This is a genomic window from Pseudonocardia tropica, assembly GCF_040105315.1.
Taxonomy (GTDB): domain Bacteria; phylum Actinomycetota; class Actinomycetes; order Mycobacteriales; family Pseudonocardiaceae; genus Pseudonocardia; species Pseudonocardia alni.
Genome location: NZ_JBEDNP010000009.1, coordinates 173,207 through 186,069, shown reverse-complemented (window position 1 = coordinate 186,069; position 12,863 = coordinate 173,207). Strand labels below are relative to the sequence as shown.

Annotated in this window: 13 protein-coding genes; 3 read left to right on the top strand and 10 right to left on the bottom strand. The window is 77.0% G+C overall.

What is annotated here, in order from left to right; genetic code table 11:
* Positions 1–24: 24 nt before the first annotated feature.
* The gene (gene bcp, locus WHI96_RS16765) at positions 25–492 is read right to left on the bottom strand and encodes a thioredoxin-dependent thiol peroxidase (protein WP_345645817.1); all 468 of its coding nucleotides are present in this window, start codon (positions 490–492) and stop codon (positions 25–27) included.
* A 275-nt stretch (positions 493–767) separates the two neighbouring features.
* On the opposite strand from bcp, the gene WHI96_RS16760 reads away from it, so the two are divergent.
* Positions 768–989 (top strand): DUF3618 domain-containing protein, encoded by a 222-nt coding sequence (locus WHI96_RS16760; protein ID WP_062404273.1) that lies wholly within the window; start codon positions 768–770, stop codon positions 987–989.
* A 53-nt stretch (positions 990–1,042) separates the two neighbouring features.
* Here WHI96_RS16760 and WHI96_RS16755 read toward each other — a convergent pair whose 3' ends face one another.
* The 4 genes from WHI96_RS16755 to WHI96_RS16740 form a co-directional block, all read right to left on the bottom strand.
* Positions 1,043–2,260 (bottom strand): NAD(P)/FAD-dependent oxidoreductase, encoded by a 1,218-nt coding sequence (locus WHI96_RS16755; protein WP_345645813.1) that lies wholly within the window; start codon positions 2,258–2,260, stop codon positions 1,043–1,045.
* A 90-nt stretch (positions 2,261–2,350) separates the two neighbouring features.
* Positions 2,351–3,127 (bottom strand): SigB/SigF/SigG family RNA polymerase sigma factor, encoded by a 777-nt coding sequence (locus WHI96_RS16750; protein ID WP_345645810.1) that lies wholly within the window; start codon positions 3,125–3,127, stop codon positions 2,351–2,353.
* A 1-nt stretch (position 3,128) separates the two neighbouring features.
* Positions 3,129–3,560, bottom strand: a complete 432-nt coding sequence (locus WHI96_RS16745; RefSeq protein WP_226366845.1) for an ATP-binding protein — start codon at positions 3,558–3,560, stop codon at positions 3,129–3,131.
* An 82-nt stretch (positions 3,561–3,642) separates the two neighbouring features.
* Complete coding sequence (locus WHI96_RS16740; protein WP_226355518.1) at positions 3,643–4,071, bottom strand: STAS domain-containing protein; 429 nt, start codon at positions 4,069–4,071, stop codon at positions 3,643–3,645.
* A gap of 214 nt (positions 4,072–4,285) precedes the next feature.
* Here WHI96_RS16740 and WHI96_RS16735 point away from each other — a divergent pair, with 214 nt between their 5' ends.
* Positions 4,286–6,616 carry a SpoIIE family protein phosphatase gene (locus WHI96_RS16735; protein WP_345645803.1) on the top strand — a complete coding sequence of 777 codons (2,331 nt, stop codon included), beginning with the start codon at positions 4,286–4,288 and terminating at the stop codon, positions 6,614–6,616.
* 410 nt (positions 6,617–7,026) lie between these two features.
* Positions 7,027–7,512 carry a hypothetical protein gene (locus WHI96_RS16730; RefSeq protein WP_345645800.1) on the top strand — a complete coding sequence of 162 codons (486 nt, stop codon included), beginning with the start codon at positions 7,027–7,029 and terminating at the stop codon, positions 7,510–7,512.
* A 95-nt stretch (positions 7,513–7,607) separates the two neighbouring features.
* On the opposite strand, the gene WHI96_RS16725 is transcribed toward WHI96_RS16730, so the two are convergent.
* The 5 genes from WHI96_RS16725 to WHI96_RS16705 form a co-directional block, all read right to left on the bottom strand.
* Positions 7,608–7,934: a WhiB family transcriptional regulator gene (locus WHI96_RS16725; RefSeq protein ID WP_060710891.1), complete on the bottom strand. Its 327-nt coding sequence runs from the start codon at positions 7,932–7,934 to the stop codon at positions 7,608–7,610.
* 259 nt (positions 7,935–8,193) lie between these two features.
* Complete coding sequence (locus WHI96_RS16720) at positions 8,194–8,607, bottom strand: STAS domain-containing protein (protein ID WP_062400770.1); 414 nt, start codon at positions 8,605–8,607, stop codon at positions 8,194–8,196.
* A 48-nt stretch (positions 8,608–8,655) separates the two neighbouring features.
* Positions 8,656–10,476, bottom strand: coding sequence for a SelB domain-containing protein (locus tag WHI96_RS16715; protein WP_349302403.1), 1,821 nt, complete (start codon positions 10,474–10,476; stop codon positions 8,656–8,658).
* Positions 10,477–10,479: 3 nt separating this feature from the next.
* Positions 10,480–11,811, bottom strand: a complete 1,332-nt coding sequence (gene selA, locus WHI96_RS16710; protein ID WP_345640257.1) for an L-seryl-tRNA(Sec) selenium transferase — start codon at positions 11,809–11,811, stop codon at positions 10,480–10,482.
* Positions 11,812–11,880: 69 nt separating this feature from the next.
* Positions 11,881–12,771, bottom strand: a complete 891-nt coding sequence (locus WHI96_RS16705; protein ID WP_345640260.1) for a hypothetical protein — start codon at positions 12,769–12,771, stop codon at positions 11,881–11,883.
* Positions 12,772–12,863 lie beyond the last annotated feature (92 nt).

Here is a 12,863-nt window from a genome sequence, read left to right as displayed (position 1 = left end):
CCGCGCCCGCCGGCCGGACGGGCATCAGACCTTCCAGTCCCGGCGCAGCTTCGCCACGTGCCCGGTCGCCTTCACGTTGTACTGCGCGTCGACGATCGTGCCGTCCTCGCCGACCAGGAAGGTGGACCGGATGACGCCGGTGACCGTCTTGCCGTAGAGCTTCTTCTCGCCGAAGGCGCCCCAGGCGGTGAGGACCCCGCGGTCCGGGTCGGACAGCAGCGGGAAGGTCAGCTCCTCGTCGTCGCGGAACGTCGCGAGCTTGGCGGGCTCGTCCGGGGAGATGCCCAGCACGTCGATGCCCGCGCCGTTCAGCTCGGCGAGGTTGTCGCGGAAGTCGCAGGCCTCCTTCGTGCAGCCCGGGGTGCTCGCCGCCGGGTAGAAGTAGACGACGACCTTGCGGCCGCGGTAGTCCGCCAGGGAGACGGCCGTGCCGTCGGCGTCGTCGAGGGTGAAGTCGGGGGCGGTGTCGCCCGCCTGCAGCCGTGTGCTCATGACGATCAGCGTGCCACCCGCCGGGCGGGCCGCGGACCCGAGTGCGGTGCCTGTGGACGTACCCGCCGGTTGTGGACGGAGGCGGCGCGGACGACCGTCGGGCCGACCCGATCGGCGGCGCGCCGGTGGCCGGGCGCGCGGACCGGTCCGTGCGGTGGCTACGGTGTGTGCCACGCCGCTCGCGCTGCCCGGACGTCGGTGTCCGGGCAGCGTCGGGCGCGAGCAGCAGGACTCCCGGGCGCGGACGCGTACCGGCCGAACCGGAGGTGGACGTGGTGGCCCGCGACCCCGAGAACATCCAGCGCGAGATCGAGAAGACCCGGGACGCGCTGGCCGAGAGTCTGGACGCCCTGGCGGACCGGGCGAACCCGAAGAACCTCATCGAGGGCGGCAAGGAGCAGCTCGCGGAGCGGCTCGCCGACCCGAAGGTCAAGTACTCGCTGATCGCGGTCGGCGCGCTGGTCGGGCTGGCGATCGTCCGCTCGATCTTCCGCTAGACCGCCTGCACGTCACGCCCGGCCGGTGTGCGCACCGGCCGGGCGTTCGTGTGTCAGGACAGCGAGTCGCGCAGCTCCAGCGTCGCGGCGCGGTCGGCGCCCTCGGCCAGCGGGCGGCGGTAGCGGGCGACGAGCCGGGCCGCGCCGAACCCGGCGACGGCGACGAGGTCGTCGCCGCGCAGGTAGCCGAGCACCGTGCCCTTCACCGGGCCGTCGTCGAGACCCCCGCCGTGCAGCGGCAGCAGCGAGTCCGCGCGGTCCGGCCGCCCGACGAGCTGGATCTTCATGCCGAACTGGTCGGACCAGAAGAACGGCACCGCGGCGGGCGGCGGGGTCGTGCCGGTGATGTCCGCGGCGACCGCGGCGGCCTGGTCGCTCGCCGAGGTCCAGTGCTCGAGCCGGGTGCGCTCGGCGGTGTCCGGGTCGGTCCAGGCGGCGGCGTCGCCCGCCGCCCACACCCCGGTCAGCCCGTCGACGCGGCCGCGGTGGTCGCAGGGGATGCCGTCGGCGACGTCGACGCCGGTGGCCTCCAGCCAGCCCAGGTCGAGCATCCCGCCGACGCCGACGACGATCTCGTCGGCCGTCACCGTCGACCCGTCGGACAGCGTGGCTCCCGCGTCCGTCAGCTCCGACACCGAGACCCCGGTGCGGAGGTCGACACCGGCCTCGGTCATCAGCCGGGCCACCACCGCGCCGGCCTCCTCGCCGAGCAGCCGCGCCATCGGCACGGCGCCGCTCTCGACCACGGTGACCGCGACGCCCCGGTCCCGGGCGGTGCTCGCGACCTCGGCCCCGATGAACCCGGCCCCCACCACGAGCAGCGACGACGCCGCGGCCAGCGCGTCGCGCAGCTGCTCGGACTCGTCGACGGCGCGCAGCAGGTGCGCGGAGCCGGGCTGGTCGTCGAGCACCCGGGAGGTGACCCCCACGGCGAGGACGACGGCGTCGGCGTGCAGCACGGTGCCGTCGTCGAGCTCGACCTCGGAGCCGTCGGCCGGGTCCTCGGCGGGCCGCAGGGCGACCGCGGAGCGGCCGAGGTGGGTGCGGACGCCGAGCTCGTCGAGGTCCTCGGCGGTGCAGAGGTCGACCTTGATGCGGTCCCACTCACCGGCCAGGAACTGCTTGGACAGCGGCGGGCGGTCGTAGGGGAGGTGCTCCTCGGCCCCCACCAGGCTGATCCGGCCCTCGTAACCGTCCCGGCGCAGGTTCTCCACGGTGCGCAGCCCGGCCAGACCTGCGCCGACCACCAGCACGTGTTCCGGCACGCTCATCTCCTACCTCCCCGCTCCGGGCCCGGACGGTGCGCCGGTCCCGCCCCGATCCTCGCGGACGGGGCACGAGGCCGCCGCGCGGCCCGGGCGTCAGAAGGTGCGGTCCTCCGGGTCGAGCCGGTTGCGCAGCCGCGACAGGGTCTGCGCGAGCAGCCGGGAGACGTGCATCTGGGAGATGCCGACCTCCTGGGCGATCTGGGTCTGGGTGCGGTTGCCGAAGAACCGCAGCATCACGATGGTCCGCTCGCGGGGCGCGAGCTCGGCGAGCAGCGGGCGCAGCGACTCGCGGTAGTCGACCCGGTCGAGCTCGGCGTCGGCGTCGCCGACCAGCTCGCCCACGGTGGCGCTGCCGTCCTCCGACGACAGCATCTCGTCGAGCGAGGAGCTGCGGTAGGCCTCGGCGGCCTCCAGCCCCTCCAGGACCTCGGCGACGGGCAGGTCGAGGTACTCGGCGAGCTCCGAGGGCCGGGGCGCGCGGCCGAGGGTCTGGGACAGTTCGGACACCGCGCCGTTGATCGACACGTGCATGTCCTTGAGCCGTCGCGGCACCCGCATCGACCAGCTCTGGTCCCGGAAGTGCCGGCGCACCTCACCGGAGATCGTGGGCACGGCGAAGGAGAAGAACTCGCCGCCCTTCTCCGGGTCGAACCGGTCGATGGCGTTGATCAGCCCGACCGTCGCGACCTGCACGAGGTCGTCGAGGGGTTCGCCGCGGTGGTTGAACCGGCGGGCGATGTGCTGGGCGACGGGCAGGTAGCCGGTGACGAGCTGCTCGCGCAGCCGCTCCCGGCGGGGGTCGCCGTCGTCGAGACCCGCGTACTGCTCGAGCAGCGGGGTGAGGTGGGCGTACTGGGGGTCCGCCGTCACGTCACAGCCCGTGACCCGCGAGCTTGTGCAGCCGGATGGTGAGGGCCGGGCGCCCGCCGTCCTCCTCACCGGACTCGACGGCGACGTGGTCGGCCAGGGTCTGCAGGACCCGCCAGCCGAAGGAGTCGGTGGGCAGCTGCGCGCCGGTGCCGGTCTCGACCCGGGCGGCGACCTCGATCCGCTCGTCGGAGACGGCGAAGGTGCACCGCAGCGGCGAACCGGGGGCGGCCATCGCGACCAGGGTCGCGCACGCCTCGTCGACGGCCATCCGCAGATCGGAGACCGCGTCCAGGTCGAAGTCCGCGCGTGCGGCGAGGTCGGAGGCCACCGCACGGACCGTGGGGATCAGCGCGGGCCGCGCCGCGACCCTGATCTCGACGGTGTTGTCGGTGCCGGCGCCGTGCGCCGTGCCTGCCACGTCCTCCTGGGCCACGCTGACGAGTCCTTTCGTACGACGGGGGTGTCGGGCCGGATCATGTCGCCTCCGGCGGGGGTGTGCAGGACCGGGTGCCCGCTCAGGCGCCGGGAATGCCCTCCTGGTCGGGCAGGACGGTGAACAGCTGGGCGGAGCCGGTGACCTCGAGCGGCCGGAGCACGGCCCGGTTGGTGGCGACGACGAACAGCCGCCGTCCGTCCCGGGCGGCCCGCCGGGCGGTGTGGATGAGCACGCCGAGGCCGCTGGAGGCGAGGAACGTGACGCCCTCCAGGTCCACGGCGAGGTCGCGGCCGTCGCCGTCGGGCGCGAGGTCCAGCAGCTCGTCGAGTGCGGTCTCGAGACGCGGTGCGGTCAGGGTGTCGACCTCGCCGCGCACGGTCAGCACGGTGAGGCCGCTGCGCGGTGAGGAGAAGCCGACACCGAGGTGGGCGGAGTCGGTGCCGTCCAGCTCGGCGTCCCCGTCCCCCCGGGACGGTTGCGCCGGCGCGGATCCGGGCAGGGTGATCACCTCCGTGTCGGGCGCCGGGCGGCGCGGAAGCGTTGCGGAGCGCCGCCGTGCTCTCGACGGGCAGGTGTCTTCTCGCGCCGCACGACGCACCGGGTCGCGGCGGGGCCGTCCTGGCCCGCGCCGGGTCCGGTCCACCCACGACAGGAGACCGGGCCCGACGATACCGGCCGGGCTCGGCGGGCCCGGCACGGCGCCTGCCCTTAGGCTCGCGCGGGTGACGCGGTACTCCGATCTCGGCCCCGACGCCCCGGCCGGTCCCCCCGGTGACGCGGTGGACCGGGCCGTCGACCAGGCGGTCGCGACCTCGGTGGAGTCCTTCGGGGAGCAGCCGAGCACCCCGGCCATGCCGCACGTGCGCGGCGGGGCGCAGGTGGCCGTCCTGATGATCGACATCTCCGAGCGCCGGATCGTCTACGCCAACACCACCGCGCTGGAGCTGGCCGGTGACCGCCCGGTGCGGCTGCCCATCGGGGTCCGCGAGTGGAGCGAGGCCGCGCGGCTGACCGACCTGGACGGCCGTCCGTACACCGGCGAGGGGTCCCCGTTGGCCAGGATCGCCTCCGGCGAGGCGGTGTCGGGCGAGCCGGTCGCGCTGCACGGGCCGGGCCTGATGCCCGACCGCGACGGCGTCCCGGTCGACGGTGCCGGTGCGCGCCACGCGAGCTCCGCGCTCCCGGACGGGGGCACGGCGACCAGCACCCTGGTCTGGGTGACCGGGTTCGCGCTGGCCGACCCGGGCGCCCAGGGCCAGGGCACGTTCGCGCAGGCCTCGACCACCGGGCCCGGCCGGGCGCTGGCCGTGCTGCTGCCGCTGTCGGACTCCGAGGCCGGCCAGGGCGAGGACCGCGACCGGATGGGGTTCCTGCGCGACCGTGCGGTGCTCGCCACCGAGATGTCGTTCACCATCTCCGACCCGCAGCGTGAGGACGACCCGCTGGCCTGGGTGAACCCGTCGTTCGAACGGCTGACCGGGTACCCGCTCGACGAGGTCGTCGGGCGCAACTGCCGGTTCCTGCAGGGCCCCAACACCGACCGGTCCGCGGTCCGCCGGGTGCGCGAGGCGCTGCGGGAACGGCGTGCGATCACCGAGGTCCTGCTCAACTACCGGCGCGACGGCACCGCGTTCTGGAACCAGGTGTCCATCTCGCCGGTGCACGACGGCGACGGCGAGCTGGTCAACTTCGTCGGCGTGCAGAGCGACGTCACCGAGCGGGTCGTCGTCGAGCAGGAGCGGCGGGCGGCGCTCGCCGACGCCGAGGCCGCGCGGGCCCAGCTGCGGCTGCTGGCCGAGGCGACCACCCAGATGACGACGGCGCTCGACGTGGCCGACGCCTGCCGCCGCTTCTCCCGGATCGTGGTGCCGGAGCTGGCCGACCTGTGCACGGTGGACCTGCTCGACACCCCCGACGGGGCGACCCGCGAACGGATGGCCGTCGCCGCCCGCGACGCCGACGACGAGGCGTTGCTGTCGCGGTCCGGTCCGCTGGGGGCCGTGCGGATCGAGCAGCAGGCCGAGACCGCGGTGCGGACCGGCAAGCCGTACCTGGTGCAGGAGCTGCCCGACGACGGCCGCGAGGTCTACCCCGACGACCCGGAGGCCGCCGACGCCTACGAGCGGCTGCGGCTGCGCTCGGCGATGGTCGTCCCGCTGCTCGGCCGCGGCCGGGTGCTCGGCCTGGTGACGCTGTCCACCCAGTTCCCCTACGGCCGTCGCTGGACCCAGCGCGACCTGCACCTCGCCTCGGACCTGGCCGGGCGGGCCGGGCTGGCCGTCGACAACGCCCGGCTCTACGAGGTGGAGCGGGCCGCGGCGGCGACCCTGCAGCACAGTCTGCTCCCGGCGCTGCCGCAGGTCCCGGGGATGCGGGTCGCGGCCCGCTATCTGGTCGGCGCGGACGGCAACCAGGTGGGCGGGGACTGGTACGACGTGCTGCCGATGCCGGACGGCTCGGTCGGCGCCGCGGTGGGCGACGTGGTGGGGCACGACCTGTCCGCGGCGGCCGCGATGGGGCAGCTGCGCGGGGTGCTGCGCTCCTACGCCTGGGGCGGTGACGCGCCCGGGCCGGTGCTCGACCGCTGCGACCAGCTGGTGCAGGGCCTGGACATCGCCGCGATGGCGACCGCGGTGTACGCCCGGTTCGGGCCGGCGGGCCCCGACGGCGGACGCGAGCTGACCTACGCCAACGCCGGGCACCCGCCGCCGCTGCTGCGCGACCCGCAGGGCCGGCTGCACCGGCTCGACGCGCACCACTCGCCGATGCTCGGCGCGGTGCCGGAGTTCGGGCGGGCCGCCGGGGCGCACCGCGGCGGCGCCACCGTCCCGTGCGCCGCCGGGTCGCTGCTGGTGTTCTACACCGACGGTCTGACCGACATCGTCGGTGAGGACGCCGACGCCCGCACCGACCTCATCGAACGCACGCTGGAGGAGCTGCCGTCCGACGCCGACCCGGAGCGGGTGGTGGAGCGGGTGCTCGAGGTGTGCCTGCCGGACCGGCTCGACGACGACATCGCGCTGCTCGCGATCCGTCTGGACCACCAGGCCTGACGATCCGCTGGACCGGCCCGACCGGTCGCACCGACCGACCGGACCGGCCGCACCGACCCATCGGGCCGACCGCTCCGGCCGCGTCGGGCGTCCGGGTTCGACCGTCCGGGGCGACCGCTCACCGGCGGTGCCCCGCTCGGCGGTCGGCCTGCGCCGTTCGACCGTCCGGCCCATACGCGCTACCGGTGGGCGGGCCGAGGTCACGGCGGTGTTGCGGTCGGCGCCGTCCACGGGTTCCGGACAGGGGGTCGTCTCCCGCTCGTGGACCGGGTGACCCCACTCGTCCGTCCGGGTGGGTAATCGGCGGCCGAATCGGGGATCCGGGCGTTGTACTCGACGGACGACGGCGTGTGGGATCGACGGGGGCGAGCGTGGGGCTGGGGACGACGCGACCGCGGAGGCTGGTCGCGGTGGCACTGACCGCGGCGGAGTCCGCCCGTGCAGGGGGCCCGCTCGCGGCGCTCTCCGGTGCGGCGGGGGAGACCGACCTGCTGGTCGTGCGGGACGACCCGGCCCCCACGCGGCGCCCGCTGACACCGGCCGAGGCGCGGGAGCTGCTGGCGGCCGAGGACGACACCGAGGACGTGCCGGTGGAGGCGTTGCCGGTCGAGCGGGTGCGGGTGCACCGGCTCGGGCTGCGCTGGGCGGTGCAGGACGGCGACGAGGCGGACCTCGTCGCGGCGCTCTCGGAGCTGGTCGGGTTCGACCCCGACGACGACACCTGGTGCGTGGCCCCGGCCGCCGCCGGACCGGTGAACGACCCGGAGCTCGAGGTGGTCCGCCGCGCGGTGCGCCGCGTCGCCCGCGTCTACGGCCTGCCGGTGCTGCCCTACCGGCCCGCCGGGCCCGTCGCGGAGGAGGTCACCGAGCCGGAGGCACTGCCCTCGGCGGTCTGACACCCGGCCGTGCGGCAGGACGGCCGGACAGCACGACGGCCCGCCCGGATCCCGGGCGGGCCGTGCCGGATCGGTGATCCGTCGTACGTGGCCCGTCAGACGACGGCGGCGAGACCGGGGCCCTGCTCGGCGACGATGCGCTCCGCGTCGCGACGCTCGATGATGGCGCGTCGCTCGGACTCGCCCAGCCCGCCCCACACGCCGAACGGCTCGCGGCTGGCCAGCGCGAAGCGGCGACACTCCTGCAGCACGGGACATCCCCGGCAGACCTGCTTCGCGCGCTCGGTGCGACGCGACCGGGAGGGGTTGCGCTCCCCGTCGGGGTGGAAGAACACGGCGCTGTCCATGCCGCGGCACGCACCCAGTCGCTGCCACTGCCACACGTCGTCCATCGGGCCGGGAAGCCGGGAAACGTCGCTCACGTGCTCACCTCGTCGCTCGGGGCCCGGGAGGACCGGGTTGGCTCCTCACCCCGGTTCCCGAGGGGGTTCGAGATCAAACCTGCGCGAAGTCGGGATCGGTGCTAGCGACGGGCCGTGCGAGGTGGCCGGGGCCGGTCGCGCGGTCGGACGGGCCGGACATCGCCCCTGTTCACGACACCGCCACGCGCCTCCGCGCCGCGAGCTGCGCCGCGATGACGGGCCGATCCGGGCATCACGAGATGTGACTCAGGTCACTTTCTCAGGAGTCGAGTGCGGCCTGCACATCGTCGTGGATGTCGAACAGATGGTGCAGCCCGGCGATACCGATCGGGCGCAGGACACGCCGCTCGGTGCACGCCAGACGCAGCTCGACCCCGGCCCGGTGGGCCTGCTCCCGCAGCTCGATCAGCGCCGCCAGCCCGGAGGTGCCGAGGAAACGGACCCCGTCGAGGTCCAGCACGACCAGCGAGGCCGCGGAGATCTGCTCGGCCACCGCGTGCCGCAGCTCCGGCGCGGTCAGCATGTCCAGCTCACCGGTCACGGCGACGACGACCGTCCCGTCCGCGGGCCGGGAGGTCTCCAGCCGCAGCCCGTCGCAGGTGTCGGTGACATCGGGTGACGTCCCGCCCGAGCCGTCGGTGGTGCCGGCGGCGGGCGGACGGGGGTCGGTCATTGGGTCGACGGTAGGCACCGCGGCACGGCGTCGCCACTCGGAGCCCGCTCAGCGCAGGCGGTGTGTCCCGTCGGGCATCCGCACTGTGAGGCCCCTGCGGGCCAGCAGCTCCAGCAGCGGCACGACGACGCGGCGGCTGCTGCCGAGCACCTCCCGGGCGGCGGAGACGGTGAACGCGCCGTCGAGCCCGCCGAGCGCGGCGACCGCCCGCTCCGGCGCGTCGGGGCCGAGCACGACCTCCGGGGCCACCCGCAGCAGCTCCCCGGCGCGGTCGAGCACCGCCAGCTCCCGCGGCCCGAGCCCCAGCTCCGCGAGCCGGGCCGCCCCCGGCGCGGCGAACGGGGCCCCGGCGAGGTCGGCGCGCACCCGGGCCGCGGCGTCGCGCAGGGCGGCGGGCGGGCCGGTGTCCGCGGCGGCCCGCACCCGCCCGTCGCGCAGGACGAGACCGGCCCCGTCGACGGCGGACAGCACGGTCTCCACCAGCGCGACGTCCGCCAGCCCCGCGGCGCGCCGGGCCGCGGCGAGCGGCAGCCCGGGGTCGAGGGGGTCCTCGGCGTCGTGCGCCGCGACGGCGACGGCCAGTGCGGCGGCCGCCGACGCGGCGGTGGCCGGGTGCAGCAACCGGCCCGCCGCGCCGGGGACCCGGGCCGCGAGCGCGGCCACCTCCCCTGCGGGCACACCCCAGCGCACCAGGTCGTCGGCCCGGACGGTGCCGCGCCGGGCGAGCTCGGCGTCGGCGTCGGGGACGGCACCGACCCGTGCGAGCTCGTCGGCCCGGCGGCGGGCCGCGCCGCGCCTGCGCAACGGCGGCGGTGCCGGATCCAGCACCGTCACCCCGGCCACGATCCGCCCGGCACCCGGATCACGCAGCACCGCCCGGTCCCCGATCCGCAGCGGCAGCGGCCGCGCCGGGGTCAGCCGCACGACCGGGTCGCCGCCCGCCGGGCCGGGACCGAGCGGTCGTACCCGCACCGGCACGGCCGCCGAGCCGACGTGCAGGGTCAGCCCGACCGGCGACGACGGCGGCGGCACCGGCCCACCGACCCCGTGCAGCCGGACGTCGGCCTCCCCGGTCACCGGCCACGCCCCCGGGCCGAGCAGCGCGTCGCCGCGGTCGACCCGGTCGCGTGCGACGCCCCGCAGGTTGAGCGCGACCCGCGCGACCGCTACGGCGGCGTCGACCGGCTCGCCGAGCTCCTGCACCCCGCGCACGGTCACCGGTGTCCGCCCGGCCGCGCCGTCGAGCTCCAGGGTGTCACCGGGGCGCACGGTGCCGCTGCGCAGCGTGCCGGTGACGACCGTCCCGGCCCCGCGGACGGTGAACGCCCGGTCCACCCACAGCCGCACGGGCCCGTCCGGGTCGGGTGCGGGCAGCCGGGCGGTGAGCGCGGCCAGCGCGCCGCGCAGCGCGTCGAGACCGGCGCCGGTGCGGGCGGAGACGGCGACCGAGGGCCAGCCGCCGAGCCCGCGGGCGGCGAGCGCGGCCCGGGCGTCGTCGAGGGCCGGCTCGGGGTCGAGCAGGTCGGAGCGGGTGACCACGAGCAGTCCGTCGGTGACGCCCGCGGCCGCGAGCGCGTCGGCGTGCTCCCCGGACTGGGGCATCCAGCCCTCGTCCGCGGCGACGACGAACAGCGCCGCCGGGACCGGGCCGGCCCCGGCGAGCATCGTGGCGACGAAGCGTTCGTGCCCGGGGACGTCGACGAACGCGACCGTGCCCGCCCCCGGCACCTCGGTCCACGCGAAGCCTAGGTCGATGGTCATCCCGCGGCGGCGTTCCTCGGCGTACCGGTCGGGCTCCATCCCGGTCAGCGCCCGGACCAGCGTGGACTTGCCGTGGTCGACGTGGCCCGCGGTGCACAGCACGTGCACGGCTCAGCCCCCCGGACGCACGGGCACCGCGCGCACGGCCCCGGCCAGCGTCGCGTCCGCCGACGGCGGCAGCGCCCGCAGGTCGAGCAGGCAGCGCCCGTCGGCGACCCGGCCCAGCACCGGCGGGTCACCGGCGCGCAGCGCGGCCGCGTACCGCTCGGGCAGCGCGACCGCGGCGCTGGGCAGCTCCACCCCGGGCGCGCCGCCCCCGCCGACCCCGGCGACGGTGTCCGCCGCGGTCGCGTCGATCCCGTCGGCGGCCAGGGCCGCGGCGAGCGCGCCGGCCCGCGCCCGCAGCGCCGCCGGGTCGGCGTCGAGGAACTCCCGGACGGGCGTCGGCGGACCGGCCACCGACGCCTCCAGCGCCGCGAGGGTCAGCTTGTCGACGCGCACCGCCCGGGCCAGCGGGAAGCGCCGCACCCGCTCGACCAGGGCGGCCCCGCGGTCCCCGCCGCCGAGGAGCAGACCGGCCTGCGGTCCGCCGAGCAGCTTGTCCCCGGAGGCGGTGACGAGGTCGGCGCCGTCGGCGAGGGTGCCCGCGGCGTCGGGCTCGTCGGGCAGCAGCGGGTGCGGGGTCAGCAGCCCGGACCCGATGTCGACGACGACCGGCGGCCCCAGCCCGGCCAGCTCCCGGACCCCGACGGCCGAGACGAACCCCGTCACCACGAAGTTCGACGGGTGCACCACCAGCAGGAACGCGGTGTCCGGGCCGATCGCGCCGGCGTAGTCGCGCAGGTGGGTGCGGTTGGTGGTGCCGACCGGGCGGAGCCGGGCCCCGGTGGACTCGATCAGCTCGGGGATGCGGAAGCCGTCGCCGATCTCGACGAGCTGCCCGCGGGAGACCACGACCTCGCGGCCGGTGCCGGCGAGCGCGGCGCAGACCAGCGCGAGGGCGGCGGCGCCGTTGTTCGCGACCCAGGCCGCCCCCGCACCCGGGACGGCGTCGCGCAGCGCGGCCAGCGCGTCCGTGCCGCGCGGCCCGCGCCGCCCGGTGGCCAGGTCCAGCTCGACGTCGCAGGTGCCCGCGGCCACCCCCAGCGCGTCGACGGCGGCGGCCGAGAGCGGCGCCCGGCCCAGGTTGGTGTGCAGCAGGACGCCGCTGGCGTTGAGGACCGCCCGGATCCCGGTCGCGGCGGCGGGCAGCGCCGCCCCGGCGACGGCGGCGACCTCCTCCGGCGTGATCCGGCCCGCCCGCGCGTCCTGCTGCGCCGCGACGACGGCGCGCTTGACCCGCGGGCGGCCCAGCCGTGCGGCGGCCCCGGCCAGCGCCGGATCGGCCAGGACGACGTCGGTCCGGGGGACGCGCCGGCGCGGGTCGGGCTCGGCGGGGGTCACCGGCGCACCGTAACCCCCGTCACACCGCGCTGTCCCGTGCTCCGGGCCGTCGCGCTCCGGGGCCCGGGGTCAGGACGTCCGCTGCTCGCCCTCGGTGGTGGCGGCGGTGCCGGTCGCCGGGGCCGCGTCGGCCGGCGGCTCCGGCTCCCGCTGCTCGGGCAGCACCACCGCCGGGAGGTCGACGGCCTCGTCGTCGTGGTCCTCGACCGCGGCGGCGTCGACGGTGGGGGCCCCGTCGGCCCCGGGCGCCTCCCCGGTCCGCAGCGCGTGCGCCGGGCCGCCCACCGGGCGCCGGACACGCTCGCCCTGGTCGGCGCCCCGCGCGGCGCGGGCGGGTGCGTCGAGCCTGCCGAGCTCGGACCCCAGGATCTCGTGCAGCCGGGCGATCTCCTCGCGCACCGACGAGCGCAGCGCGGACACGTGCGAGTGCATCGACGCCGCGGTGTCCGCGACGAGCTCGCCGTCCCGCCGCGCGGCCACCCCGGCCGCACGGAGCCGGTCGACCTCCGCACGGGCGTCGTCGACGATCCGGGCGGCCTCGTCGCGGGCGGCCTCCACCAGCTGCGCGGCCTCGGTCTCGGCGGTGCGCCGCCGCATCGCGGCCTCGTGCTCGGCCATGCGCAGCACCTTGTCCGCGCGCATCCCGAAGGTCTCCGCGGGCCGGGACCGGGCGTCCGCCAGGGCGGCGGCGAGTGCCTCGGCACGGCGCTCGGCGGCGTCGCGGCCGTGCTCGGCCGCGGCGAGGCGGCCCACCAGGTCCTCGACGGTGTGCTCGACGCTGCGGGCACCGTCGCCGCCGCGCGGGGCGCGCTGCGGCAGTCCGGCGGCCGTCGTCGGAGGGACCGCGGCCTCGGGAACGGGTCCGGCCGGGGGGACCGCGTTCCCGGAACGGGTCGTCTCGTCGTCGCGTACGTCCTCGGCCGTCACCTCGGCGCCGGCATCCGTGACACCGTCGGTCACCTCGTCGTACCCCCCGTGCAGCTGCTCACGGTGCGTCAGTCTCCGTGTCCCCGGCGCAGCCCGACAGCCCCCGTTCGGCGGACGGCGGCAGC

Coding starts and splice junctions, on each gene's coding strand:
- bcp (WP_345645817.1), bottom strand. CDS start 492: ATGAGCACACGGCTGCAGGCGGGCGACACCGCCCCCGACTTCACCCTC.
- WHI96_RS16720 (WP_062400770.1), bottom strand. CDS start 8,607: ATGACCGACCCCCGTCCGCCCGCCGCCGGCACCACCGACGGCTCGGGC.
- WHI96_RS16755 (WP_345645813.1), bottom strand. CDS start 2,260: ATGAGCGTGCCGGAACACGTGCTGGTGGTCGGCGCAGGTCTGGCCGGG.